This window comes from Rouxiella aceris (assembly GCF_012933545.1).
Classification (GTDB): domain Bacteria; phylum Pseudomonadota; class Gammaproteobacteria; order Enterobacterales; family Enterobacteriaceae; genus Rouxiella; species Rouxiella aceris.
Genome location: NZ_JAADJU010000009.1, coordinates 177,291 through 203,388 on the forward strand (window position 1 = coordinate 177,291; position 26,098 = coordinate 203,388).

Genomic DNA, 26,098 nt, shown 5'->3' on the forward strand with positions numbered 1-26,098 from the left:
GGATGCTTCTGCGCCCGAGGACCGGCAATGACCGCCGGGTGTATTGCAGGTCATTAAATAGCGATGATCACCCGATTATGATACCGGGATCAGGCTACCCTGACGGTATTGTAACCAAGGTAGCTGGCGATGTATCACACAATTAGCGTTGGCCGACAGATTCCCGGTAGTCCCGGAAAGCTGGAAGCCTGGCAATTGGCGCATTTGCGCAAAGTGATTGGCCAGATTGTAGGCATCAATCCCCATGGCATACAGACGCACCAGCGAATAGTCGTTAGTAAACTGGCTGCTTGCCTGTTGCATCAATGCCGGATTGGTCCCCGCCAGTAATGGGATATCACTGAACTGCACGCCTTCCATTTCCATGCGGTAATCCGGACCGGCGCCTGCCTGGTAGCTGCGTGAGCTGGCGTAGATTGACGGCTTCAAGCGCGTATTGATCGACAAATCGATCATCGGTTTCATCAGCGTCAGCTCCTGCTGGGTAGCGACAATATAGATAGCGTCAACACTGCCAGCACCGTCACCCGAGGACTGCATAATTTGCGCATCGGTAGGCGCAGACGGAATGGTCAGCCCGCCAATGGTCACGCCGGCAGGCTGAGCGGCCGGCGCGGTTGCCGCGTTCATTGGCGTACCGCTAAGACGTAAACCGCCACCGCCTCTGACCTGTTGTTTAAGGTCGGCATAGGTACCCATGCTCTGTTTCAACACAGTTTGTCCACCCTGCTTGCGCCATTCATCGGCAAAGGCCAATGCCACGCGATCGCCAAAATCACCGCGCGGTACCATCAACAGTGGCATTTGCTTGTGCTGAGACCAGATATGACGCGCCGCATCGCGGGCTTCATCTTCAGGAGAGAGCGCAAAATAGCAGATATTTGGGTTGTTGCTTTCGGTTTCTGGCTGATTGAGTGCCAGCACGTTTAACGGCGTTTGCACCGTAGCCAGTGCGGTCACCTGCTCTTTTAACAGCGGGCCGACTATCAGGGTCGCACCGTCTTGCTGGGCCTGGGTGAGCAGCACCGGTAAGGGTTGGCTGCTGGTATCATAGACTTTGACCTGTACGTTGCTGTTATTAGCGACAGGCGGCGTAACCGGTGCCGTTGGTGTGCCCTGGCTGGCGGTAGCGGGATCTGCGGCAGCAGCAGGATCGGCAGCGGGCTGTTGCGCTGGCGCCGGTGTCGTGCTCGGCAGACCGTTCATCGCTGCGTTGAAGCCTTGTTGAATGGCATTGCCATAAACCTGAGCTGCACCACTCATCGGTAATAGCAGCGCAATTTTTTCTGTCGAACCCGGTTTAAAGTTAAGCACGTTGGTCAGCGGCGTCGGCAGCGTTTGCGATGCCGGATTGACCGGGTAGCGTTTTTGCCAGTCCTGGATCCCGGCTTTCAGCAGGTCGGGGTCTTGTTTATTGGTTTGCCATAAATTAAGCAGGTCCAGCCAGCCTTGCAGTACGTTCTCATTGGCGTTGATCACAATGCTGTTGACGTCCTGGGCGGACAGTTGGGTCAGGTTCATCCAGGTGTCGTCGATATTGTCCTGATGTGCCTTGCCTTGCAGCAGCGGCTCCTGGGCAATATAGGCGCGGATCAGCGGCAGGCTGCTGCGGCCCTGATTGGCATCGATCTGCGCCTGATAGTAACGGGCTTTTTGATCGGCGCTGAGCGTATCGCTATTGATTTTACTCAGTGCGGCGCTGGCTGCAGGATAGTTTTTCTGCGCAGTCAGGATTTCTGCATTGACTAATTGTTGCTCCTGAAGCTGCGAGCTACTCAGCCCCTGCTGGGGCATTTGGGCAAGCTGGTTGGCGGCATCAGCAATTTTACCTTCGCGCAACAGGGCACGAATCGCAAGTAATTGCCAGTCAGCCTTGTTATCATCACTGCTCTGCTGTGCCTGTTTCAGATAGTAGTCGGCACTGCCTTTCGCTGCCGCACCCTGAACATTTTCAGTGGGAGCTTGCGGCGCCTGGCCAGAACAGCTGGCGAGTAACATCGCCACAATAATTGCAGGGATCAAACGTCCCGTGCGGGTACGAAAAGTCGTTGAGGAAGGCATGCTGTTTCCAGTGATGTTTTTTTCAAGATGCTCAATATTAAATCGGCAATCCGGATGAAACAATGAATCAACACGATCAAGCAGATATTTCTGCATCAACGTTGTATGTGGTACCGACTCCAATCGGCAATTTGGGGGACATCACACAGCGTGCTTTGGCAGTGCTGAGCCATGTGGATCTGATCGCCGCCGAGGATACCCGGCATACTGGCTTGTTGCTGCAGCACTTCGCCATTAACGCCAAAATGTATCCGTTACACGACCATAACGAGCAGCAAAAAGCCGATCATCTGTTGGCAAAACTTCAGGAAGGTCAAAGTATTGCCCTGGTTTCTGACGCAGGTACGCCGCTGATTAACGATCCTGGGTATCACTTGGTGCGCCGCTGCCGCGAAGCCGGTATTCGCGTTGTTCCTTTGCCGGGTGCCTGTGCGGCCATCACTGCTCTGAGCGCGGCGGGTTTGCCTTCGGACCGTTTTTGTTACGAGGGGTTTCTTCCGGCCAAAACCAAGTCGCGAAAAGATACGCTGCTGGCCCTGATGGAAGAGCCGCGGACCATTATTTTCTATGAATCCACCCACCGCTTGCTGGAAAGTCTACAGGATATGGTCACCGTCTGGGGACCACAGCGCTATGTGGTGCTGGCGCGTGAGCTGACCAAAACCTGGGAATCTATCTATGGCGCGCCGGTTGGCGAGCTGCTGGCTTGGGTTCAGGAAGATGAGATGCGCAAACGCGGCGAAATGGTGCTGATTGTCGAAGGCCATACGCCAGACAGTGAAGTTCTGCCTGCGGAAGCACTGCGTACGCTGACGTTGTTGCAAAAAGAGTTACCGCTAAAAAAAGCCGCGGCGCTGGCGGCGGAGATCCACGGTGTGAAAAAGAATGCGCTCTACCGCTATGCGCTGGAACTTCAGGGTGAAAACCTGGCGGATGAAGAAGACGAAGAGTAGGGCATTTGTCGGCTGAAAGGTTATCGGTTGCCTGGGAGCCGTGTCGCTATGGCCGCGCGGCAACGCCAATTATTTTGGCTATACATCGCCGCGTTAACCACCTATAATCCGCGCCGGAGTTGACCAGACAGTCGCCGCTTCGTTGCCGTCCCTTTCGGGGGAGACAGATGAAGGGGAGGAAAGTCCGGGCTCCATAGGGCAGGGTGCCAGGTAACGCCTGGGAGGCGCAAGCCTACGACAAGTGCAACAGAGAGCAAACCGCCGATGGCCCGCGCAAGTGGGATCAGGTAAGGGTGAAAGGGTGCGGTAAGAGCGCACCGCGCGTCTGGTAACAGTTCGTGGCATGGTAAACTCCACCCGGAGCAAGGCCAAATAGGGGTTCACAAGGTACGGCCCGTACTGAACCCGGGTAGGCTGCTTGAGCCAGTGAGCGATTGCTGGCCTAGATGAATGACTGTCCACGACAGAACCCGGCTTAACGGTCAACTCCAACTCTTTGTAAAGACAAAACCCCGCGCAAGCGGGGTTTTGTCTTTTATAGGCTATATGGCGCAAATTTAGATGAATGACTGTCCACGACGCTATTCAGGAAAGAAGGCGGCTTAACGGTCAACGCCAACTTCTTTGTCTGAGTTTGATGTCAAAGTCGTCTTGATGATCGAGATACCCGGGCATAGCACACCTAGGGGCGCTCCGGCGGGCAAGCCCGCTACGACCCCAACGGTGCACTCTCCCTAATAACGGACTTTGTCAGCAGTCTGAAACAAAACCCCGCGCAAGTGGGGTTTTGTCTTTTATAGGCTATATGGCGCAAATTTAGATGAATGACTGTCGACGACGCTATGCAGGAAAGAAGGCGGCTTAACGGTCAACGCCAACTTCTTTGTCTGAGTTTGATGTCAAAGTCGTCTTGATGATCGAGATACCCGGGCATAGCACACCTAGGGGCGCTCCGGCGGGCAAGCCCGCTACGACCCCAACGGTGCACTCTCCCTAATAACGGACTTTGTCAGCAGTCTGAAACAAAACCTCGCGCAAGCGGGGTTTTGTCTTTTATAGGCTATATGGCGCAAATTTAGCTGAATGACTGTCCATGACGCTATTCAGGAAAGAAGGCGGTTTAACGGTCAACGCTGTGCTATGCCCGTGTATCTCGATCTTCAAGACGTCGGGTATTCCGTTATTGCTTATACCGGCAAATCAATCAGTAAGGCGCGCAGTGGGGTGGTGGCCTTAACGGTGAGTGAAGGTTCCTGATGGATAAAGGCACCGTCGCCGCACACCAGTTGCTGTTGACTGTGGCTGCCGCCGCCATGGGCATCAACCCGACCATGAATCGACTGCAAATAGGCGCGTGGTCCGTGGATCTTAAAATCCTGTTGTTCACCGGCCTGCAGATCGATGTGATGGATCCACACCTGCTGACGCAGTTGCAGGCTGTTTTCTTCACCATTGGGCGAGGCCAGCAGCAGACGACTGGCATTGCCAATGTCGATCTTCTGGATCAGCGGGTTTTCATGGGACGGGCAAGCATCCAGCCACAGCTGCATACGGGTCAGCGGTTTCGTTTGGCTGAGGTTATGTTCGCTGTAACTGATATTGGGCTGGGTGGACAGCAATGCCGCTTCACCGGCGTTGATGCGCACGCTGCGCCCCTCGCTGTCGCGATACTCGGCTTCACCTTGCAGTACCAGATTAAGGATATCTACCCGCGGATAGGTGCGTGGCTGAAAGCTGGCACCCGGTGCGAGGATCTCCTGATTCAACACGCGTAACGAGGCATAGCCCATCAGCTCCGGGTCAAAGTAGTGTCCAAATGAAAAGGTATAACGTGCCTGAAGCCAACCAAAGTCGGCTTTTCCGCACTCTTGTGCTGTTCTGCTCTTAATCATCGCCGTTGGCTCAGTTAAAAAATTCGGTAGATAAATGGTAAGCGTCTGGACGTGTGATTGTTAGCCAGTTAATCTGGTCGCCATATTCAAATTTCCTGACAGAGAAAACGATGGCCAAGGATCGTGCATTAACGCTTGAAGCATTGAGAGTGATGGATGCCATTGATCGGCGAGGCAGTTTTGCCGCTGCTGCCGATGAGCTGGGGCGCGTCCCTTCGGCATTAAGCTACACCATGCAAAAGCTGGAAGAAGAGCTGGACGTAGTGCTGTTTGATCGTTCAGGCCATCGCACCAAGTTTACCAATGTGGGCAGAATGCTGCTTGAGCGCGGCCGGGTGTTGCTGGAAGCCGCCGATAAATTGACGGTGGATGCTGAAGCGCTGGCCCGCGGCTGGGAAACCCATATCACCATCGTTTGCGAAGCGTTGGCACCGGCGACACAGCTTTTTCCGCTGATCGAAAAACTGGCATTAAAGGCCAATACCCAGGTTTCCCTGATCACCGAAGTGCTGGCTGGTGCCTGGGAGCGTTTGGAAAATGGTCGCGCGGATATTGTTATTGCCCCGGATATGCATTTCCGTTCTTCGTCAGAGATTAACAGCCGCAAGCTTTATAAGTTGATCAGCGTGTACGTGGCCGCTCCTGACCATCCCATTCATCTCGAGGCAGAACCGCTGTCTGAAGTGACCCGGGTGAAATACCGTGGCATAGCCGTGGCTGATACCGCCCGTGAGCGTCCGGTGTTGACGGTGCAACTCCTGGATAAGCAGCAACGTTTAACGGTCAGCAGCCTGCCTGAGAAGCGTCTGGCGTTGATTGCCGGTCTTGGGGTGGCAACCATGCCCTATTCTATGGTCGAGCAGGATATTGCCGAAGGCCGCTTACGGGTAGTCAGTGCAGAATACAATCGTGAAGCGGATATTATTATGGCCTGGCGTCGCGACAGTATGGGCGAAGCCAAGGCCTGGTTTTTGCGTGAAATCCCGCGTTTGCTGGCAACACGCTGATTTGATGTCGAAAATGGGTAGGACTACTGTACAAGCCGCACTCTACTGATAACGTCCATTTTTAGGGAGAGCGTCCCTGGGTGTGCTATGCCCGGGTATCTCGATCATCAAGACGACTTGTAATCAAGCTCAGGCTCCCGCACAGGAGCCTTTTCTTTGCCATCTTCAAGCGAAGCGGGTATCGCGACCGTGGGCCGTATCGAGATCCTGCGCCGGCCCGGTGGAGATAATGCCATAAGGATTAATGGTGGCGTGGCTGCGGTAGTAGTGATTGCGGATATGGGCCATATCGACGGTTGCGGCAATGCCGGGGGTCTGGTAGATATCGCGTAAGAAGCCGTACAGGTTGGGATAATCACTGATGCGATGCCGGTCGCACTTGAAGTGGGTGACATACACCGGATCAAAACGGACCAGCGTGGTCCACAGACGCAGATCGGCTTCCGTCAGCTGTTGGCCGGTGAGAAAACGCTGTTTCTCGAGAATGGATTCCAGACCATCCAGCGCCGCAAATACCCCGCTTACCGCCTGATCATAGGCTTGCTGACTGGTGGCAAAACCGGCTTTGTAGACACCGTTGTTAAGATCGCTGTAGATCCAGGTGTTAAGTTCATCGATCTTCGCCTGTAAGGCGGTGGGATAATAGTCCCCCGCGCGCGCGCCAACGGCATCAAAAGCGCTGTTGAACATGCGCATAATATCCGCAGATTCATTGCTGACAATGGTTTGTAACTTCTTATCCCACAGAATCGGCACTGTGACGCGACCACTGTAGTCGTGCTGCGCCCGCAGATAAATTTCGTAAGCGTAATTCAGGTGGTAGAGCGAATCGCCGGTGGCTCCCGGAAAATCGTCGGCAAAGGTCCAGCCATTTTCCAGCATAATCGGATGCACCACCGAAACCGGGATAATATCCTCCAGGCCCTTTAGCGCACGCATAATCAGCGTACGGTGTGCCCACGGACAGGCCAGTGAGACATACAGGTGGTAACGATCTTTCTCGGCGTTAAAACCGCCAATGCCATGCGTACCCGGTTGCCCGTCGGCGGTGATCCAGTTACGAAACTGTGCTGCCGAACGCTTGAAGTGTCCACCGGTTGACTTGGTGTCGTACCAGGTGTCTTGCCATTTCCCTTCTACCAATTGTCCCATAGTGACTCTCCTGTTTTGCCCGGCTAGCGCTACTGATATTCAGCCAGGAAAAGTAAATAAAACGGGCGAGGTGATAAATCACATCGCCCGAGAGGGGGTTTATTGCTGATCCACAAGATTAACTATAGTGCTTCATCTTGCTTGCTGACTGAAGTCAGGCCGAGATTACCAGTTCTTTTTCAGCAAACGATCCAGGCTGAATGCACCAGGACCAGCGGCGAACAGCACCAGGAAGCCGCCAGCGATGGACAGGTTTTTCATAAACATCATCTGGTTAATGGCAACCGCAAAGTCGGTGTGGAACAGCAATGCCGTCAGAACAGTAAAGATGGCGGTGATCAGCGCTGTGGTGCGAGTCAGGAAACCAAACAGGATGGCCAGACCGCCGCCAAACTCCAGCAAAATGGTCAACGGCAGGAAGAAGCTCGGCACGCCCATTGATGTCATATAACCGGCCGTGGCTGAGTAAGCGCCCATTTTACCGTAACCGGCAACGATAAACAGAATTGGCATCAGAATGCGGGCAACCAGTAACGCTGTGTTATGTACTTTGTTCATTATCATCGACTCCGAAAGGATAACGCCAAAAAAATTGGCTTAAATTTTTGTTTGGTTAAAAAGGATCGGTTGGCCTGTTTCCCTTCCGCGCCCTTGTTTGTGTTGATGGAGTTGATAATAAGGGCAAAATTAACAGTTTGTTAGCAAGTAAAACTGTCTATAAGCATCAAATAAATTGAAATAGGCACGGTGGGTCAAGAAAAATGGCACCGGGACAAAACCTAACGTATTAACAGACAAAGCAAATGCTTTATGGCAGATAAGCCAATGGGCTTATCTGCCATGTCAGGGAGCATAGTTGGTGAGAAAAATTGATAGGGTAAAAACAGCAGGGAAAAGGCTATCGGGACTTTATAAAGGTGCTGCGCAACAGACGTAAGGTACCCCATAGGCTTAAGGCGCGGCGTGACCAGCGGATAAACTTATTGGGATGACGGATGCTGTAAATGGCGACGGCACTGGAGGCCACCACCAGATACTTGCGCATGTCGATGATTTTCAACCAGGCGTGATCGAGCCGCGTTGTCGCCGTCAGCCATTCTGCTTTGGCCAACGCAAGATCGGCGCGTTCACGCTCGATCCTGCGTAATAGTCGGGCTTTTTCGATTACCGGTGCCGTTTTGCTCATTCCTGGTCTTCCTTTTCCAGTAAGGCACGATCGATCTCCAGCTGTTTGCGCGAAGCGCCCAGTAACGTCGAGCGTTTTGCCTTACTGAGTGTCCAGACACCAAAGATGATAGCCAACAACAGTAAAACCGCCGTGGAGGTCGCCAGTGCCGTCAGCCGGTAAGCGGGATCGATGGCCCAAAAAAGTACCACCAACAGGCTCATCAAACCAAACGCGGTAAAAATCAGGGTAATACCGGCCATCAGCAGCAACTGAAAAAGATTGGCTTTCTCTTCTTCAAGCTCAACCACAACCAGCCTCAACCGCGTTTCCACCATTCCGACCAGAATGGTGACAATACGTTGTGCACTGTCGAGTATCCCTTTACCCGGTCCCTGCGACGGGATTCTTGGAGTCTCAGCCATAATTAACGGCGAGCTAAGAGAACGCCAATCACCACGCCGACAGCGGCACCGATACCGACACCTGTCCAGGGTTTCTCATGGACATATTCGTCAGCTTTACCGGCGATCTCTTTGGTCTGGTAAGCGATTTTGTCACCGGTATCGCTGAGGCGCGAACGGGTATCTTTCAGCAAGCTTTCGGCTTTGCTGCGCAGTTTGTCTAATTCAGCCTTCGGCTTGTCGGTTGAAGTTTGTAGCACCTCTTCCAGCGTATCAGCCAGGGACTTAAGTTCAGCACGCAGATTTTCTGACGTAGTGTTAGTAGCCATAATGTCGTCACTCCATAACTTTCTGATAAGAATATTAAACATAGCGGATATTCGCGGCAGTGCAAATGCGATTGTTCTGGTTCATCAGGATAGCGTGCTAAGGGTTATTGGCACATATTTACCTGATTTGAAAAGAGAAAAATCACAGCTCTTTACAATTAGCGCGTCGAGACCTGGTTGAGTTCATGCAGCGCTTCGTCTAATTTTTGCTGCTGTTTGCCAATTTTTTCTCGATTGCCGCTTTCCTGCGCTTTTTTCAATTCACGCGTACGTTCGTTAACTTTTTCCTGTTTTTCGGCGATTTTTTGCTGTTTATCCGCGCGTAGACCTTTTTCAGAGCAGTGCGCCTGACTTTCACTCAGGGCTCTTTGCAGTCCGGCAATCTGGTCTTTGTTATTGTGCTGATGGGCATATTCCAGCTGTTGCCTGATCTCATGCTGTTTGCTGGCGCAGGTTTCAGGTTGCGCGGCAGCATACGCTGAACTGGCCAGGGTCAGTGCGGGTAAAATAAACAATACAGGGAGAGAAAATTTCATGGTGATCCATCCTATTTAATCAAAAAATGCCACAGGGCATTGTGTCCTTGAGCACCTGGCTTGGCTAAGTCAGGCTAATACGATTTTCTGCGCCTCGTGACTTGAGGCGTCGATCCGCAGAAGGCAGATACTATCCGCTATCTTGAGGTCACTATAGTGAGGGCAAGGGGGATTAGCTATTAAGCAAACTCTTAAAGCCGCTGCGTTTAGCCAAACTTTGACTGGTCGCGGGTGAGTTTACTCACCCATTGATGCGGCTGTTCACCGCTACAGGCTTTAATGGCATAGCCATTAGGCAGAAGGGTTTTTAAGGTGTCCTGCGCCAACTGTTGTTGTTGCTGCGACTGAAGTTTGACTACCAGACTGCCGTTGGCAGGGGTAATGCTTTCAATTTGCACGCCGTGCTGGCTAAGCCCCTGATACAACGTAAAGCCATCGGGGAGATCGGCACCAGACTGAATCGGGCTGATTTTTAGCGCGCCATTATTTTCTGGCATACCGGGCAAGGCGATAACGCCCACGGTGGTCAGCATCAGCAAGGCCAGAATCACTGCCGGCCAAACGACATAGCCCTTTGATAAATTGAGTTTTAACATGAATAAAGTCCAGCAAAAAGCATAGGTTTCATGTGTTTTTTCCTTTAGCCAACCGGTCAGCTTTTTTCTTTTTCCACAGCACGGCAAGGGATCCCACCAACCCCACTACCAGCAGAAGCAGCGGTAGTAGCATCAGGCACAGCATCAATTGATCTTCATATCTTTTAAACAGCGGTGTTTTGCCCAAAACATAGCCAATGCTGGTCAGAATCAATACCCAGAGTAAGCCGCTAACCCAGTTGAAAAACTGAAACCGGGTATTACTCAAGCCGGATATGCCGGCAATGGTCGGCAGCAAAGTACGAACAAAAGCGATAAATCGGCCCAGCAGCAGTGCCGACAGACCGTGACGATGAAACAGCTGATGCGCCCGCTGGTGATACTGCACCGGTAAATGCGATAACCACCCTTGTACCACGCGCGTATTGCCCAACCATTTGCCCTGAATATAACTTAACCAGCAACCAAGGCTGGCCGCTGTGGTCAGCAAAACCACGATAAGTGGAAAGTTGATGGCGCCTTTTGCCGCCAGCACACCCACCAGGATCAGCAAACTGTCACCGGGTAAAAATGCCGCCGGTAACAAACCATTTTCGAGGAAAATGATCATAAAAAGTACAATATACAACGTCCAAATCAGCGAAGGATTGGCCAGCGTCTGGTAATCCTGTTGCCATAGGGCATGCATAAGTGAATTGATAATTTCCATTTGGCTCGAGAAACTCCATCAATCTTATTGGGTAGCTGGCAGCTAAGCGGATAGGTTATCTCGACGCTATAAACTGAGCGAGCATAGTGCGCATCCTTTACGCGCAAAAGTATAAAGACAGTGATCTTGGCAAGCTTGATTAACGTCATTAGTTTACCCATTTCAGGTAAGTCTGAGGTTTAAACGCTCGCTTTTATTGGTTTTCTTTTGGGGCCAATCCAGGATGTGCTTGAAGTAAACTAATTAAAGACGCCGCTATGGCATTTGGCTCTTATTTCAGTGAACGCAAAAAATGTTGCTTGCGCCTATTCGCCGTAAGAAAACGGGTCTAACTGTAACAAAGTATCAACCAGCGAGACAGCCAAATCTGGCTTTTGATGGTGTTTGGTTTAGTTTTTCAGGAGTTTTTACACTGGCTGACAATACTCGACGCGGTTTGACAGCAGAAGTTTAGGAATGGAGGGGGAAAGCGGCTTTCTAGAAGCCGCTGGCAAGAAGCGATCAGGCATTTTTATGGTTCATCAACGGCGCTTCGAGATGAACGACCGGATTTTCTGAGTAAAGATAGCGGTCAACGTTGAATTCAAAATCATCCGTGGTAGCACGAAACAGCATTTGTTTTGTGTTTTCAAGATGCTGCCACATGCCCAGCTTGGCACCGTGCGGATCGCGACGGATCAACGCCTTGAGGATCACATCGTGATCTTCGCACCAGCTTTCAATAGATTTTTCGTCAATATGTTCGTGCAGTTTACGCCAGTATGGATTGTGCAGTCGTTGGCTCCACATTTTTTCGACAATGGTAGCCAGGGCGCTGTTTTGCGTCGCTTGCGCAACCTGAATATGAAACTGCAGATCCCACTGTGAGTCACGAAAACGGTCTTCCTGACGGGCGTGCTCCTGAATTTCCATCAGACGCATAATGTCTTGTTTGGTCACCTGCGTGGCGGCAAATTCGGCGATATTACTTTCAATCAGTTGGCGGGCTTGCAGCAGTTCAAAAGGACCGACGGCGGCGAACTCGCCTTCCGATTCCGGTACCACCAAATGTCTTTGCTGATTTGACATCACATGGATGCCTGAACCCTTCCGTACTTCAACATAGCCTTCAACTTCCATCATGATGATTGCTTCGCGCACCACGGTGCGACTCACGTTCATTTCTTCGGAAATCAGGCGTTCGGCAGGCAGTTTTTCACCTACAGGATAGACACCCTTTTCGACGCGGTCTTTAAGCGTAGCGGCAAGCTGTTGGTAGAGACGTCTGGATTCAGTTGGTTCCATGTTTAAAAACTCTTTAGTTAACTTAGATAAATATGCCAGGAACAAAACAGGTTCGGGTCAGATGTTATACCAGTATACGAGGAATTGCGTGGTGGAGGGAAGGGGAATGCCCCGCTTTACCTGCGATCTTTAAGCTGAGGATCAACAGGTAAAGCGGGCATATCAGACTCAGGCCTTGGCAGCTTGCAGCGGCGAAGAGGCTGGTGTCACAGCAGGGCGGTTTTGCAGTACCGTCCAGATAATGACTGCACCCATCAGGTCAAAGACGGAGAGGGCGGCGAACAGCGGACTAAAGCCGATAGTGTCAGCCAGTGCACCGACCACCAGAGCAAACATCGTACTTGCCATCCACGCGGCCATCCCGGTTAATCCGTTGGCGGTAGCCACTTCGTTACGACCAAAGACGTCAGATGACAGGGTAATCAATGAGCCAGACAGTGACTGGTGAGCAAAACCACCGATACACAGCAGGCCAATAGCGACATAAGGACTGGTGAACAGACCGATCAGGCCAGGGCCGATCATCAGGACTGCACCCATGGTCACAACCATTTTGCGGGACACAATCAGGTTAACTTTGAAGTATTTCTGGAATAAAGGCGGCAGATAGCCCCCAACGATGCAGCCAAGGTCGGCAAACAGCATTGGCATCCAGGCAAACATGGCAATTTCTTTTAAGTTAAAGCCATATACTTTGAACATAAACAATGGGATCCAGGCGTTAAAGGTCCCCCAGGCTGGTTCTGCCAAAAAGCGTGGCAGAGCGATGCCCCAGAACTGACGGTTGCGCAGGATTTCCCAGGCAGTCAATTTCTTGGCATTGCTGGTCTGGTGTTGCGCTTCCTGGCCACCGAGAATGTATTCACGTTCTTCATCACTGAGTTTTTTCTGATCTTTTGGATGTTTGTAAAAGATTAACCAGCAGATTGCCCAAATCATACTGAGCACACCGGTGATCACAAACGCCAATTCCCAGCTGTGCATTACGATAGCCCAAACAACCAGCGGAGGAGCAATCATGCCGCCAATAGAAGAACCCACGTTGAAATAGCCAACGGCAATTGAACGTTCTTTAGCCGGGAACCATTCGCTGCTTGCTTTCAGACCGGCAGGGATCATCGCGGCTTCAGCCATACCCACCGCACCACGTGCAATAGCCAGACCACCCCAGCTGCTAGCCAGTGCGGTAGCCGCACAGAACAGGGCCCACAGGATGGCGAACATGGCGTAGCCGACTTTGGTACCCATCACGTCCAGCACATAGCCCGCAACAGGTTGCATCAGGGTATAGCAGGCAGAGTAGGCGGCAATAATATAAGAATATTGCTGAGTAGAAATATGAAGCTGGTCTTGCAAAGTCGGTGCGGCAACGGCAATGGCGTTGCGTGTCAGATAACCCAGAATGGTACCGACCGTCACGAGTGCAATCATGTACCAGCGTAAACCTTTGATCTTACGCATTTAAAATCTCTCCAGTAAAATAAACAAGCTGTTGGCTGCGCGTCTGCTGATTTCGTCGCCAAGGGGACAACAACGCCGCATGAATAGCAGGATGTTGTGGCAGGCGAACACAACTTGATCCTCACAGGGCGAAAACAAGATAACTTGTCATACAGATTTAAAATTTGAGTGACATCACAAAATCACTTTTAAATAGTGTGGATAATGGTCCCCATGATGATTTATGTGACAAAAATACCAAAATCAGCATGTTATCGGACTTTTTGTGATCAGGATCTCATTGTTAATGTCATGTTATCTGACAAATATTGCTAGACCTGATGCATAATTGGTGTGATAACTTTACCTAATCGAGTGATAACTCAGATCGCCATCAGATATTGATACGATCGGAATGGAAAAGAGGAACAGAACATGTCGCAGTTTTTATCAGAAGATTTTCTGTTGGATACCGAAGTCGCGCGCCGTTTGTATCACGACTATGCCAAAGACCAGCCAATATTTGATTACCATTGCCATTTGCCTCCTGAGCAGATTGCGCAAGATTATCGTTTTAAGAATTTGTATGACATCTGGCTGAAAGGCGATCACTACAAATGGCGGGCAATGCGTTCAAACGGTGCCGCAGAATCTCTATGTACAGGCGACGCCAGCGATTGGCAGAAATTCTCTGCCTGGGCTGAAACTGTGCCTCAAACCATTGGTAATCCACTCTATATCTGGACTCACCTCGAGCTGCGTCGTCCATTTGGTATCACCGGAAAATTACTCTCGCCGACCACGGCCGAGGAAATCTGGCACCAGGCAAACGACCTGCTGGCACAAGACAACTTCTCTGCTCGCGGCATCATGAAGCAGATGAATGTCAAAATGGCCGGCACCACCGATGATCCGGTTGACTCGCTGGAACACCATAAAGCCATTGCTGCCGACAGCTCTTTTGACGTCAAAGTGTTGCCAAGCTGGCGTCCAGATAAGGCGTTCAATATTGAAGCGCCTGGCTTTAGCGATTATATGCACCGTCTGGCAGAAGTGTCCGATACCGATATCGTGCGCTTTAGCCACCTGCGTGACGCGTTGACCAAACGTCTGGATCACTTTGCTGCCCACGGTTGTAAAGTTTCCGACCACGCACTGGATGTGGTGGTGTATGCCGAAGCTGATGAAGCGACGCTGGATGGCATCCTGGCCCGTCGTTTAAGCGGCGCGGTGCCTTCAAAAGAAGAAGTTGCGCAGTTCAAAACTGCCGTACTGATTTTCCTGGCGGCTGAATATAATCGCCGTGAATGGGTGCAGCAATACCATATCGGTGCATTGCGTAATAACAACCAACGCATGCTGGAAATCCTCGGTCCTGATGTCGGTTTTGACTCCATTAACGACCAACCGCTGGCCGAACCTCTGTCACGCCTGTTGGGCGCGCAGGGTAAAGCCAATGGCTTGCCAAAAACTATCCTCTACTGTCTGAACCCGCGCGATAACGAAGTGCTGGGTACCATGATCGGTAACTTCCAGGGTGAAGGCGTGCGCGGCAAAATGCAGTTCGGTTCTGCCTGGTGGTTTAACGATCAAAAAGACGGCATGCAGCGTCAGATGGTGCAACTGGCTAACCTGGGGCTATTAAGCCGCTTTGTTGGCATGCTCACCGACAGCCGCAGCTTCTTGTCTTATACCCGCCATGAATACTTCCGTCGCATTCTGTGCCAGATGCTGGGACGTTGGGTGACCGACGGCGAAGCGCCGAACGACATCAACCTGCTGGGTACCATGGTTAAAAATATCTGTTTTGATAATGCCAAAGATTACTTTGGTATCGAACTGAACTAATCGTCCGGGGCGCGGCTGCCGTAGCTGCGCCTTGTTATACCAACATTAGCAAAAATTATTAGGTCTGGCTGGCCAGGGGAGATCCCCTCACGCAGGCTGTGACAATTGAGGTGAGTGGGGAATGCAAATTTTAAATCGTAGTAACTTTCCTGGTAACAGCTATCCGGAAAAAATTATTCAGTTCGGTGAAGGTAACTTTTTACGCGCTTTTGTCGACTGGCAAATTGATCTGCTTAACGAACACACCGATCTTAATGCCGGGATCGTCATCGTTCGCCCTATCGACAGCGATTTCCCACCCTCTTTAAATACGCAAGACGGTCTCTACACCACGATTATCAGTGGTCTGAATGAGCAGGGCGAAAAAGTACGTCAGACTCGCCTGGTGCGCTCGGTTAACCGTGAGATCAACGTTTATAAGGCATTTGACGACTATCTGGCGCTGGCTCATAACCCGGATATGCGTTTTGTGTTCTCCAATACCACCGAAGCGGGCATTGCCTACCGTGAAAACGATCAATTCAGCGATTGTCCTCCGGTCAGCTTCCCAGCCAAATTGACCCGTTTGCTGTTTGAACGTTATACCCATTTCAACGGTGCCGCCGATAAAGGCTGGGTGTTGTTGCCTTGCGAATTGATCGACTATAACGGTGATGCATTGCGTACGCTGGTATTGCGCTATGCCGAACAGTGGGCGCTGCCAGCTGCCTTTATCCAATGGCTGGAAACTGCCAATACCTTCTGTTCAACGCTGGTTGACCGTATTGTTACTGGTTATCCGCGTGCTGAAGTGGAGTCGCTGGAAGCTGAGCTGGGTTATAAAGACCAGTTCCTCGATAGCGCCGAGCACTTCTATCTGTTTGTTATTCAGGGACCAAAAAGCCTGGCCCGTGAACTGCGACTGGACCAGTTAGCCCTTAACGTGCTGATTGTTGACGACATCAAGCCCTATAAAGAACGTAAAGTAGCGATCCTTAACGGTGCCCATACTGCGCTGGTGCCAATCGCCTTTTTGACCGGCATGAACACTGTCGGCGAGTCGATGAATGACCCGCAACTTGCCAGCTTTATCAAGCTGATGCTTGCCGAAGAAGTTTCGCCAGTGCTGGATTTGCCACAGGAAGAACTGGCCTCCTTTACCACGGCGGTAATGAGTCGCTTTAGTAACCCGTATATTCAGCATCAGCTGCTGTCTATTGCGCTGAACAGCATGACCAAATTTAACACCCGCCTGTTGCCACAGTTGCTGGCCAGCGTTAAGAAAACCGGTCTGTTACCTCCGCGCCTGACCTTTGCCCTTGCCGCACTGCTGGCATTTTATCGTGGCGAAAGAGCGGGAGAAAGCTTCCCTCTGCAGGACGATGCGCTGTGGTTAGAGTTGTTCTCTGCACAATGGGCCAAAGTCGATGAGAAGAAGATTTCTCTGCATGACCTGGTAGCCAGCGTGCTGGAGCATAAAGAGCATTGGGGACAGGATCTGAATCAGCTTCCTGGACTGACCGCAAGAGTGACCGAACAGTTACAGGCCATTTTAGACAGCGGAATGCGCGGCGCGCTTGCTGCGTACAGCTAAGAGGTTGACGATGAAAAGCACTATTCAAATTCATTCCACAGATAACGTCGCCGTTGCGCTGCGCGATCTGCAACAGGGTGAGCAAATTGATGTTGGCGGCCAGCTGGTGCAGTTAGCGCAGGATGTGGTTCGCGGTCACAAATTTGCCATCACCCTGATCGACAGTGGGCAAAATATTATCAAGTATGGCCTGCCTATCGGCCATGCGCTGGCGACTATTCTGCCGGGTGAACATATTCACTCGCAGAACGCCAAGACCAATCTTAGCGATCTGGACGAGTACCAGTATGAGCCGGAATTCAGCGAGCTGCCGACACAAATGGCCGATCGTGATATTTCGATCTACCGCCGTGCCAACGGCCTGGTGGGGATCCGCAACGAGTTGTGGATTATCCCTACCGTCGGCTGTGTCAACGGTATCGCGCGCATGATCCAGCAGCGTTTCCTGAAAGAAACGTCGCAGGCTGAAGGCATTGATGGTGTACATCTGTTTACCCATCCCTTTGGTTGTTCACAGCTGGGCCAGGACCATATTAATACGCGGGTAATGCTGCAAAATATGGTGCGTCATCCTAATGCCGGTGCGGTATTGGTGATTGGTCTGGGCTGCGAAAATAACCAGGTTGATGTTTTCCGCGAAACCCTCGGTGAAGTGGACGAAGAACGTGTCCGCTTTATGATCTGTCAGAAATTTGATGATGAAGTTGAAGCGGGCGTTCAGCGTTTGCACGAGCTTTATCAGGCGATGCTGGCCGATAAACGCGTTGCGGGCAAACTTAGCGAACTGAAGTTTGGTCTGGAATGCGGCGGTTCAGATGGCCTTTCCGGTATCACCGCCAACCCATTGTTGGGGCGTTTTTCTGACTATGTGATCGCCAACGGCGGTACCTCGGTATTAACCGAAGTTCCTGAAATGTTTGGTGCCGAACGTATTCTGATGAGCCGCTGCCGTGATGAAGCGACCTTCGAGAAAACCGTCAGTATGGTGAATGATTTTAAATCCTATTTTATTGCTCACCAGCAGCCGATTTACGAGAATCCGTCTCCAGGCAATAAAGCCGGGGGTATTACAACCTTGGAAGAGAAATCTTTGGGTTGTACGCAAAAAGCCGGACAAAGCCCGGTGGTTGACGTGCTGAAATACGGTGAGCGTTTAAGCCGTCCAGGCCTGAATCTGTTAAGCGCACCGGGTAACGATGCGGTTGCCACCAGTGCGCTGGCCGGTGCCGGTTGTCATATGGTGCTGTTTAGTACCGGACGCGGCACCCCTTACGGCGGTTTTGTGCCGACCATTAAACTGGCCACCAACAGTGAACTGGCGAACAAAAAACCGCACTGGATCGACTTTGATGCCGGTAAGCTGATCCGTGATACACCGATGGATCAACTGCTCACCGAATTTGTCGAGCTGATCGTCAACGTTGCCAACGGCCAGCCAAGTAAAAACGAGATCAATGATTTCCGCGAGTTAGCCATTTTTAAAAGTGGTGTCACATTGTAAGCGTGACGCATTCCGGCTAGGATCAGGCGGCGTTTTATTCAGCAAAACGCCGCCGCTTTCTGTATTGAGTTGCCGCTATTTTTGGTGCTTAAACAGCAGGCATTTTCCTGGACTCACGGGGACGTAATAGATGACGTTTTATTGGTTTGCTCAGGCTGTAGGTTTGCTGGCGTTTTTTGTCGGTATCACCATGTTCTTTAACCGTAGCGATCGCCGTTTCAAGCAACAGCTTTCCGCCTACAGCGCCATTATCGGCATACATTTTCTGCTGATGGGAGCCAACCCGGCAGGAATGAGCGCTCTGCTCAATTCTGTCCGTACCTTACTTGCCTTACGCACTCGCAGTCAGTGGGTGATGGCGGTATTTATTGCCTTGACGCTGATTTTTGGTCTCGGTAAAGCCAAACATTTGATGGAACTGTTACCGGTGATTGGCACGGTGGTCAGTACCTGGGCGCTGTTTCGCACCAGCGGTCTGAAAACTCGCTGCATTATGTGGTGTTCCACCTGTGGTTGGGTGGCCCATAATATCTGGCTGGGTTCCATTGGCGGATCGCTGATTGAAGGCAGTTTTCTGATTATGAATGGCTACAATATTATTCGTTTTTATCGTTTGCAACGCCGGGGAATCGACCCATTTGAGGTCGAAAAACAACTAGAAAAGAAAGAAGCACAAGAAAAGACCGCCTGAGACTACGGCCCGGTAAACCCAGGCCGTAGCGGGATCAGTCTTCGAGTTTTAGCGGGGCTAACTGGGAAAAGATACTCAGTAAGCCTTCGCCCCAACCTTTACGGATCATCGAGAAATAGGGATGATCTTCGGTGATCCGATGTTGTTGTGCGGCGCTGAAACTGTCTTTGGCATAGATCATCACATCCAGCGGCAACCCCACCGATAAATTACTGCGCAAGGTCGAGTCCATTGAGATCAACGCGCACTGCATGGCCTGATCCAGCGCCGTATCATAAGTCAAAACCCGATCGATAATGGGTTTGCCATACTTGCTTTCACCCACCTGAAAATAGGGCGTGTCCTGGGTGGCTTCAATAAAGTTACCCTGCGGATAGATATGAAACAGCCGCAGGCCCTCTCCGGCGATTTGTCCGCCGAGCAGTAAATTGCAATTGAAGTCCGTCATCCCGCCCTGATTGGCACCGCTGTCTCGGGCAATCACTTCACGCACTGTCTCGCCCAACAGGCTTGCCGCATCGTACATCGACGCTACGTTAAGCATATTGGAGCGGTCCCTATCCAGGCACCGTCGATGCAACAGACTAATGATGCTCTGTGTGGTCGCCAAATTGCCGGCACTCTGGATCACCAGCATGCGTTCATCACTTTGATGAAAAACATGCAGTTTGCGGAAGGTGGAAATATGGTCCACCCCGGCATTGGTGCGTGAGTCCGAAACAAACACCAGGCCAGAGGACAATCGCATGGCCACACAGTAAGTCATACCGGTTTACCTATTGAGTCAGGGTTATTGGGGAACGTCGAGTATTTGCACCGCAGCGACAGTATGCATGTCTTCGCATCCTCCCCCTAACCGGATGCCGCGTACCGGGCAAGCATCAAGATAATCTATACCGATAGCGAGTTTCAAATGCTGATTGGGTTGACAGGTGTTATTGGTGACATCAAAACTCTGCCAACGACCGTCAAGCCAGGCTTCTGCCCAGGCGTGGGTGGCGACGTGTTCGCTGTCCTCGCTGTATAAGTAACCACTGACATAACGCGCCGGGATGCCCAGACTGCGGCAGCAGGCGAGAAAGACATGGGTATGATCCTGGCAGACGCCCTGTTGGGCGCTAAAGGCCTGCGCCGCGCTGTCTTTTACCGTAGTAGTACCCGGACTATAAGGCATTTTCAGCAGCAACTCGCCCATCAGACTGCATAAACTTTCATGCTGCGCCTGCGGACGGTAATAACGCGCGGCGAAGTCGCGGATGGCGGCATCGGCGTGGGTCAGCGGACTGGTACGCAAAAACACCAATGGCGACAGATGCCCGCAGTTATCGTCCTCGGTATTATCTTCGATTTCTACCACGCCATTGGCTTCAATGGTTATCGCCTGGTGCGGTTGGTCAAGGGTCAGCACATGCAGCACGTTGCCATAGGCATCGGTGGTGCGGGTGGCGTATTCCGGCAGACTTAACTCCCAGGTGAGGATCTTCTGGTGGCTGGAGTCCTGCGGGGTCAGGCGCAGATATTGCGTGCTGCGTTTAACCTGCTGCGCATAGGTATAATGCGTCTGATGACTGACGTTAAGTTTCATTGGGCCTCCAGATAAGTGTGATGCACGCTCTCGGCGATACCATTGGTCTGGCTAAGGAAATCATTAAGCCAGTGACTAAGGCCGAGTTCGAGGATTTCGTCGAGGGTGGAGAAGCGTAGCTGGGTGTACAGCGTATGGGCGCGGCGACGCGGCTGGTTGCCGGCAATACCGCCAATCAGTTCCAGCTGTTCGGTTATTACCTCGACGCAGGCCAGCAGCGAGCGGGGCAGTTCGCTGCGTAAAATCAGCAGGTCAGCAATGCTTTCCCGGCTCAGTTGTTGCTTATACAAGCTGTGGAAGGCCTCTCTGGCGCTGACCGCACGCAGCAGGGTGTCCATACGATAATATTCCCGTACCGGATCTTCATCGGCGTCCAGCAGGCGATTTTTCGCTTCCAGCAGGCGGGCGGTGCTGTCTGCCCGTTCAAGCATGGTGCCAAGACGAATAAAATTAAGCGCATCGGTACGTAACAGGGTGCCAAACATCGCCCCGCGAAACAGGTGCGAACGCTCTTTGACCCAGTCAAAAAAGCTATCGGCCCCGGCAGAACCGACGCCCTGGCGACGGATCGATTTCATCTCTATCCACGAGGCGTTAATACTTTCCCAGACCTCTGAAGACAGGCTGCCACGCACCGCGTGGGCGTTGTTCCAGGCCATTTGCAGACAACTGACAATGCTGCTGTGGTTGCTGCTGTCGAGGGCAAAAAAATTCAGCAGGTTACTCATGGTGACCTGATGATATTTTTCATAAAACAGATCCTGGGTACCGGTAAGCTGCAACGGTACCAGCAGGTCGTTATTGTTATCGCGGATCGACATCATTGACAGTTTGTTGGTCACGTCCATCAGGCGCGCGATATTTTCTGCCCGCTCCAGATAACGGGCCATCCAATAGAGTTCACTGGCTGTTCTGCTTAGCATGCATCATCCTCCAAAACCCAGGTATCCTTGGTGCCGCCGCCCTGGGACGAGTTGACCACCAGTGAGCCTTCGGCCAGCGCGACGCGGGTCAGGCCGCCGGGCACCAGCCGTATCTCTGCGCCAGTGAGGGCAAAGGGCCGCAGATCGATATGCCGGGGGGCCAGCCCCTGGTCGACAAAGGTAGGGCAGGTGGAAAGTGCCAGCGTCTCCTGGGCAATATAGTTATGCGGGCGTGCTTTAAGCAGTTCGCGGAATCTGGCAATCTCTTCGCGGCTGGCGGTAGGGCCAATCAGCATGCCGTACCCGCCGGCACCGTGGACCTCTTTCACCACCATCTTTTCCAGGTTGGCCAGTACAAAGGAGAGATCTTTTTCATCGCGGCATTGCCAGGTGGGCACGTTATTGAGGATCGGCTCTTCGGAGAGATAGAAACGGATCATCTCCGGCACATAAGGGTAGATGGACTTGTCATCGGCGACGCCGGTGCCAATGGCGTTGGCCAATACCACGCCACCGGCGCGATAGACTGACAATAGTCCGGGAACGCCGAGCATCGAGTCGGCGCGGAAGGCCAGCGGATCGAGAAAAGCATCATCAAGGCGGCGGTAGATGACATCGACTTTGCATGGGCCGGAGGTGGTGCGCATAAATACCGCCCCCTCTTTGACAAACAGATCGACGCTCTCAACCAGCTCGACCCCCATTTGCTGGGCTAAAAAACTGTGCTCAAAATAGGCGCTGTTATAGCGGCCAGGCGTCAGCACCACCACCGTAGGATCGTTGACCGGCGTACTTTCGCGCAGCGTTTGCAGCAGATGGGAAGGGTAACGGGAGACCGGGGCGATACGTTGCTGGGCAAATAATTCCGGATAGAGCCGCATCATCATTTTGCGGTTTTCCAGCATATAAGAGACGCCGGACGGCGTACGCAGATTGTCTTCAAGCACGTAATATTCGCCGTCACCGCCGCGCACCATATCGGTACCGGCAATATGAGCGTAGGTATCACGATGCAAATTTACTCCCTGCATGCAGGGCTGGTATTGCTCATTGGCCAGCACCTGTTCTGCCGGCACAATCCCCGCTTTCAGGATCCTCTGGTCATGGTAGATATCATGCAGGAAGCAGTTAAGCGCCTGCACCCGCTGACGAATACCACGATCGAGCATTTGCCACTCAGCCGCCGGAATAATACGCGGCACGCTGTCAAAGGGGATCAGGCGTTCTGCGCCGTCGTCATCCCCATAAACATTAAAGGTGATCCCCACCCGGTGAAACAGCAGCGCGGCTTCTTCTTTTTTGCGCTGCACGGCCTGTTGATCGGCCTGCTGTAACCATTGCCAGTAGGCTTGATAATGGCTGCGGTGTTTCCCTTCAGCCATTAACATCTCATCAAAAAAGGGTGAATCGGAAAGGTCAATATTGATCATCATCACCTCACTGACATTACAGGCTAGGGTTCATTTTTTTGCTAAAAATTTTAGTTACGCCAATAGCTCACGCATAAAGTGTGCCAGCGTGCAAAAGCTGAGGAAAAACGCGAAAACATCACAATATTGCGCCGTTTTAGTGCGTGATATGACTCAGGTCGCGGGAAAATGGGCAAAAGAAGTGCGTCATTAGCGGCGGTGTCCCAGCATTGTGCGTAGACAACCAGCGACAGGGCATAGCTTGAGTATGGTCGCTGATTAAGTAATCACAAGTGAGCCAGGCGGCGGCAGGCGGAGGGGCAATAAAAAACGGCCAGCAGTCGCTGACCGTCGGGTAAACCACAGAAAAATTAGCGGCGTACGGCGATAGCTTCGATTTCGATTTTGACATCTTTGGGTAAACGCGCCACTTCAACACATGAACGTGCGGGGAAGGGGGCGTTATGCTCGCGAAAGAAAGCTTCGTAGGTGGCATTTACGGTGGCGAAGTCATTCAGATCTTTGACAAATACTGTGGTTTTAACGATATCCGATACCTTGAGACCAGCAGCTTCTACAATCGCTTGTACATTTTCAAGTGATTGACGCGCCTGTGCGGCGATATCGTTTGCGACGTTACCGGTTTTAGGATCGACCGGGATCTGACCTGAAGTGATGATCATACTGCCGAGATCGACACCCTGAACATAAGGGCCAATAGCCGCCGGTGCCAGTTCTGTACTGATTGCTCGAGACATAATTTCTCCTGGGTTGATGAGGGGGGATCAGGTCACCTAGTATAGGGAGCGAGTCAGCGGAAAGCACCCCTAAACCTCGCTGGATTATTGGGCTTTCAAAAATAAAAAACGTCCCTTGATAATATCTAAACCAAGGGACGGAAGTTGGCTGATCAGATCGGTTAATGAATCAAAACGAAATGGCCCATAAGTCCGGGCTTAATTCGCGTTCTGAGTATTGGCCAAATCGACCTTGCCAGTGCTGTTGGCATAGTCCGGGGAGGAAATGGCCAGTGAATTCGGTTTGTCATTACCAAAATCCGCGCCAAAGAAGGTGCCCGAGACCACTGACTGACCAAACATATTATTGGCACCGTCGCCCCAAATAACGTTAACATCCTCACTTGCGGTAATCAGATCTTCAATGGCTACCATGCCATCATCATCCGCATATTTGTCCATTGGCACTGTTGGATGGATAATATACACAGCGCCAACTTTGCTGCCATTACGCTTGGCATTAGGATCGCTGATCACCAGCGCTTTACAGGTCACATCGCCGACTTGCATATCCTGCGTAGTCACCGCGGTGCCAAAGCCCATACCGTCTGCGGCATCACGGGAAGTGCGGATTGCATAACCATCTTTTCTACTAAACTGCTTGGTATAGTTGCTGACCTCATGATAGGCATCTAAGGCCAGTGTGCCATTTTTACCGACAGTATCCGTTCCCGCTTTTTTACCTTTGATCACCCAGACAATGCCGGAACGTTTGCTATTGCTACCTTTATAGTAAGGTGCACTAATGGCAAAGGAATCCGGTGCTGTGGCATCGGGGGTCGTGGTAGCAAAACAGTTGCCGAGGCCAGTGACAGTCTGGTTGGTCATATAGCCTTCCCCGGTAGATGCCTGGCCCAGATATGAGTTTTGCATGCCATGCAGGCGGATTGCCTCGGTTTTGCTTAGTGCATTTAATTTCAGGTGATCGGTGGTAAAGTTATTATTGCCGAAGACCAGGTAAGCGGTACCGCCTATATAGCCCTTGGCCGCCGAATTATATGCGTAAGGATCGACGATAACGTAATCGTCCTGGCCGTTGCCGTTAATATCCCCGACACGGATCACCTGCGCACCCAGATTGACGTTTGCCGGTTTTAGCGGATCGGTGACATAGGCACTGTCGTAAGCATAGCTACCGTAACTGCTGGAGATAAATGCCGTTGCTGTAGTTTTATCTTTAGGGACCAGCTTAAAGGTATCGTTACTTTTGCTGCCTTCCCACTGCATGGCAATATTTTTCCAACTACCGACTGTACTGCCTTTTCTGCCGTAGATCACGGTGACGCCTCCGCGATTATTAATGGAACTGATATCACCGATTGCCAGGTCGACAAGGTTTTTATTGGCATTATTTTTAGTGGCAGCGGAATAACGAATACCACTTGCGGAACTGCCAAACCAGCCTGGGCCACTGACTTTGAAACCACGCTGGTTATCACCATTATCAATATCGGCTAAATTGATTTGATTGGCGGCACGGTTGCCAATCTTATTATGCGGCCCCCCCCAAATAACATAGACCGTACTTTCTGATTTTTTCGAATAATACGGGAAAGTAAGAACTAACTCATCATAACCATCGCCATTAAGATCACCGACCTTCTGTACGGTTAAAGCAAATTTATTATTGCCATTGACGATGCTATCCGGGATGATGATCTTTAACGCATCCCCTTGATTATATTTATCAATATTTTCCACTTGCGGCAATTCATCGGCTTGAGTACCAAAAATAACATAGGTGGCATAAGCACCACTCTTATAAGGGACGGTGATAGCCAGATCATCACGATCCAAACTGGAAAAATGACCGACATTGGCCATCGACCAGCCTGTCCGCGTTTGTGCTGCAGAACCTATTATTGTTGAATCATTTTTATAGGATGCCATGCCAGTCGCGTTGGCCAAATTAATGTGAGCCCCCCCCGCAAGGCATAGGGATACCAAAATCGCCATTTTTTTTAAGTGGTACATATACATTCCTTGTTTTATTTAATTTGATAATATGAGCTTGGTCAATATTATAATATCAACTTAAGTATCACTAATCGCGCATATTAAAACACTGTGTTACTGATAAAATCCACTGCAATTTTGTTATGTTATAAATATTAAAAATAAAATTAATTTATTTTTAAAGCAAAGAGAAATAGGGCAGTATTGAAAATAAATCATCCCATCCTGTGTGAGTTGATAAATTTATAGATCTGCGATTATGCGGTTAGCAGCATGGGGGATAGGCC

24 protein-coding genes and 1 other RNA gene are annotated in these 26,098 nt (G+C 51.3%); 7 read left to right on the top strand and 18 right to left on the bottom strand.

From position 1 onward, the window contains the following. Positions 1–75 precede the first annotated feature (75 nt). A complete protein-coding gene (locus GW590_RS17425) occupies positions 76–2,061 on the bottom strand; it encodes a penicillin-binding protein activator (protein WP_169404348.1) in 1,986 nt (661 codons plus the stop codon). Positions 2,062–2,123: 62 nt separating this feature from the next. Here GW590_RS17425 and rsmI point away from each other — a divergent pair, with 62 nt between their 5' ends. Further along, a complete protein-coding gene (gene rsmI, locus GW590_RS17430) occupies positions 2,124–3,014 on the top strand; it encodes a 16S rRNA (cytidine(1402)-2'-O)-methyltransferase (RefSeq protein ID WP_169404349.1) in 891 nt (296 codons plus the stop codon). A 115-nt stretch (positions 3,015–3,129) separates the two neighbouring features. Continuing rightward, positions 3,130–3,508, top strand: an RNA gene (gene rnpB / locus GW590_RS17435) — RNase P RNA component class A. 693 nt (positions 3,509–4,201) lie between these two features. Here the strand turns inward: rnpB and GW590_RS17440 are convergent. Then, positions 4,202–4,906, bottom strand: coding sequence for a pirin family protein (locus tag GW590_RS17440; RefSeq protein WP_169404350.1), 705 nt, complete (start codon positions 4,904–4,906; stop codon positions 4,202–4,204). 110 nt (positions 4,907–5,016) lie between these two features. Between GW590_RS17440 and GW590_RS17445 the strand changes: the two genes are divergently transcribed. Next, the gene (locus tag GW590_RS17445) at positions 5,017–5,913 is read left to right on the top strand and encodes a LysR family transcriptional regulator (protein ID WP_169404351.1); all 897 of its coding nucleotides are present in this window, start codon (positions 5,017–5,019) and stop codon (positions 5,911–5,913) included. Between the two features lie 165 nt (positions 5,914–6,078). Here the strand turns inward: GW590_RS17445 and GW590_RS17450 are convergent, their stop codons facing one another. From GW590_RS17450 to GW590_RS17495, 10 genes are all read right to left on the bottom strand, one after another. After that, positions 6,079–7,065: a glutathione S-transferase family protein gene (locus GW590_RS17450; protein WP_169404352.1), complete on the bottom strand. Its 987-nt coding sequence runs from the start codon at positions 7,063–7,065 to the stop codon at positions 6,079–6,081. A 165-nt stretch (positions 7,066–7,230) separates the two neighbouring features. Further along, a complete protein-coding gene (locus GW590_RS17455) occupies positions 7,231–7,623 on the bottom strand; it encodes a DoxX family protein (RefSeq protein WP_169404353.1) in 393 nt (130 codons plus the stop codon). Positions 7,624–7,963: 340 nt separating this feature from the next. After that, positions 7,964–8,251 (bottom strand): YqjK-like family protein, encoded by a 288-nt coding sequence (locus GW590_RS17460; protein WP_169404354.1) that lies wholly within the window; start codon positions 8,249–8,251, stop codon positions 7,964–7,966. Then, positions 8,248–8,655, bottom strand: a complete 408-nt coding sequence (locus GW590_RS17465) for a phage holin family protein (RefSeq protein ID WP_169404355.1) — start codon at positions 8,653–8,655, stop codon at positions 8,248–8,250. Before GW590_RS17465 ends, GW590_RS17460 begins: the two co-directional genes overlap by 4 nt. A 2-nt stretch (positions 8,656–8,657) precedes the next feature. Then, positions 8,658–8,963, bottom strand: coding sequence for a DUF883 family protein (locus GW590_RS17470; protein WP_169404356.1), 306 nt, complete (start codon positions 8,961–8,963; stop codon positions 8,658–8,660). Positions 8,964–9,121: 158 nt separating this feature from the next. After that, positions 9,122–9,499 carry a DUF1090 domain-containing protein gene (locus tag GW590_RS17475; RefSeq protein ID WP_169404357.1) on the bottom strand — a complete coding sequence of 126 codons (378 nt, stop codon included), beginning with the start codon at positions 9,497–9,499 and terminating at the stop codon, positions 9,122–9,124. A 206-nt stretch (positions 9,500–9,705) separates the two neighbouring features. Then, positions 9,706–10,095 (bottom strand): EnvZ/OmpR regulon moderator MzrA, encoded by a 390-nt coding sequence (mzrA, locus tag GW590_RS17480; protein ID WP_169404358.1) that lies wholly within the window; start codon positions 10,093–10,095, stop codon positions 9,706–9,708. Positions 10,096–10,123: 28 nt separating this feature from the next. Then, positions 10,124–10,804, bottom strand: a complete 681-nt coding sequence (locus GW590_RS17485) for a DedA family protein (RefSeq protein WP_169404359.1) — start codon at positions 10,802–10,804, stop codon at positions 10,124–10,126. Between the two features lie 501 nt (positions 10,805–11,305). Continuing rightward, positions 11,306–12,088 carry a transcriptional regulator ExuR gene (gene exuR, locus GW590_RS17490; protein WP_169404360.1) on the bottom strand — a complete coding sequence of 261 codons (783 nt, stop codon included), beginning with the start codon at positions 12,086–12,088 and terminating at the stop codon, positions 11,306–11,308. A gap of 168 nt (positions 12,089–12,256) precedes the next feature. Beyond that, positions 12,257–13,549 (bottom strand): MFS transporter, encoded by a 1,293-nt coding sequence (locus GW590_RS17495; protein WP_169404361.1) that lies wholly within the window; start codon positions 13,547–13,549, stop codon positions 12,257–12,259. Positions 13,550–13,963: 414 nt separating this feature from the next. Here GW590_RS17495 and uxaC point away from each other — a divergent pair, with 414 nt between their 5' ends. The 4 genes from uxaC to GW590_RS17515 all read left to right on the top strand — a co-directional run bounded on the left by uxaC (position 13,964) and on the right by GW590_RS17515 (position 19,141). Then, a complete protein-coding gene (uxaC, locus tag GW590_RS17500) occupies positions 13,964–15,376 on the top strand; it encodes a glucuronate isomerase (RefSeq protein ID WP_169404362.1) in 1,413 nt (470 codons plus the stop codon). A gap of 121 nt (positions 15,377–15,497) precedes the next feature. Then, complete coding sequence (locus GW590_RS17505) at positions 15,498–16,949, top strand: tagaturonate reductase (protein WP_169404363.1); 1,452 nt, start codon at positions 15,498–15,500, stop codon at positions 16,947–16,949. Between the two features lie 10 nt (positions 16,950–16,959). After that, complete coding sequence (locus GW590_RS17510; RefSeq protein ID WP_169404364.1) at positions 16,960–18,450, top strand: UxaA family hydrolase; 1,491 nt, start codon at positions 16,960–16,962, stop codon at positions 18,448–18,450. A 130-nt stretch (positions 18,451–18,580) separates the two neighbouring features. After that, the gene (locus GW590_RS17515; RefSeq protein WP_169404365.1) at positions 18,581–19,141 is read left to right on the top strand and encodes a YgjV family protein; all 561 of its coding nucleotides are present in this window, start codon (positions 18,581–18,583) and stop codon (positions 19,139–19,141) included. Between the two features lie 34 nt (positions 19,142–19,175). Here the strand turns inward: GW590_RS17515 and GW590_RS17520 are convergent, their stop codons facing one another. The 6 genes from GW590_RS17520 to GW590_RS17545 form a co-directional block, all read right to left on the bottom strand. Continuing rightward, complete coding sequence (locus tag GW590_RS17520; RefSeq protein ID WP_169404366.1) at positions 19,176–19,907, bottom strand: proteasome-type protease; 732 nt, start codon at positions 19,905–19,907, stop codon at positions 19,176–19,178. A 24-nt stretch (positions 19,908–19,931) separates the two neighbouring features. Next, a complete protein-coding gene (locus GW590_RS17525) occupies positions 19,932–20,726 on the bottom strand; it encodes a transglutaminase family protein (protein ID WP_169404367.1) in 795 nt (264 codons plus the stop codon). Continuing rightward, on the bottom strand, positions 20,723–21,649 hold the full coding sequence (locus GW590_RS17530; protein WP_169404368.1) for an alpha-E domain-containing protein: 927 nt from the start codon (positions 21,647–21,649) through the stop codon (positions 20,723–20,725). Before GW590_RS17530 ends, GW590_RS17525 begins: the two co-directional genes overlap by 4 nt. Beyond that, the gene (locus GW590_RS17535; RefSeq protein WP_169404408.1) at positions 21,643–23,079 is read right to left on the bottom strand and encodes a circularly permuted type 2 ATP-grasp protein; all 1,437 of its coding nucleotides are present in this window, start codon (positions 23,077–23,079) and stop codon (positions 21,643–21,645) included. Before GW590_RS17535 ends, GW590_RS17530 begins: the two co-directional genes overlap by 7 nt. 350 nt (positions 23,080–23,429) lie before the next feature. Continuing rightward, entirely contained in the window at positions 23,430–23,816 is a 387-nt protein-coding gene (gene ridA / locus GW590_RS17540) for a 2-iminobutanoate/2-iminopropanoate deaminase (RefSeq protein WP_169404369.1), read from the bottom strand. Between the two features lie 198 nt (positions 23,817–24,014). Continuing rightward, complete coding sequence (locus GW590_RS17545; protein ID WP_169404370.1) at positions 24,015–25,745, bottom strand: FG-GAP repeat protein; 1,731 nt, start codon at positions 25,743–25,745, stop codon at positions 24,015–24,017. Between the last annotated feature and the right edge of the window lie 353 nt (positions 25,746–26,098).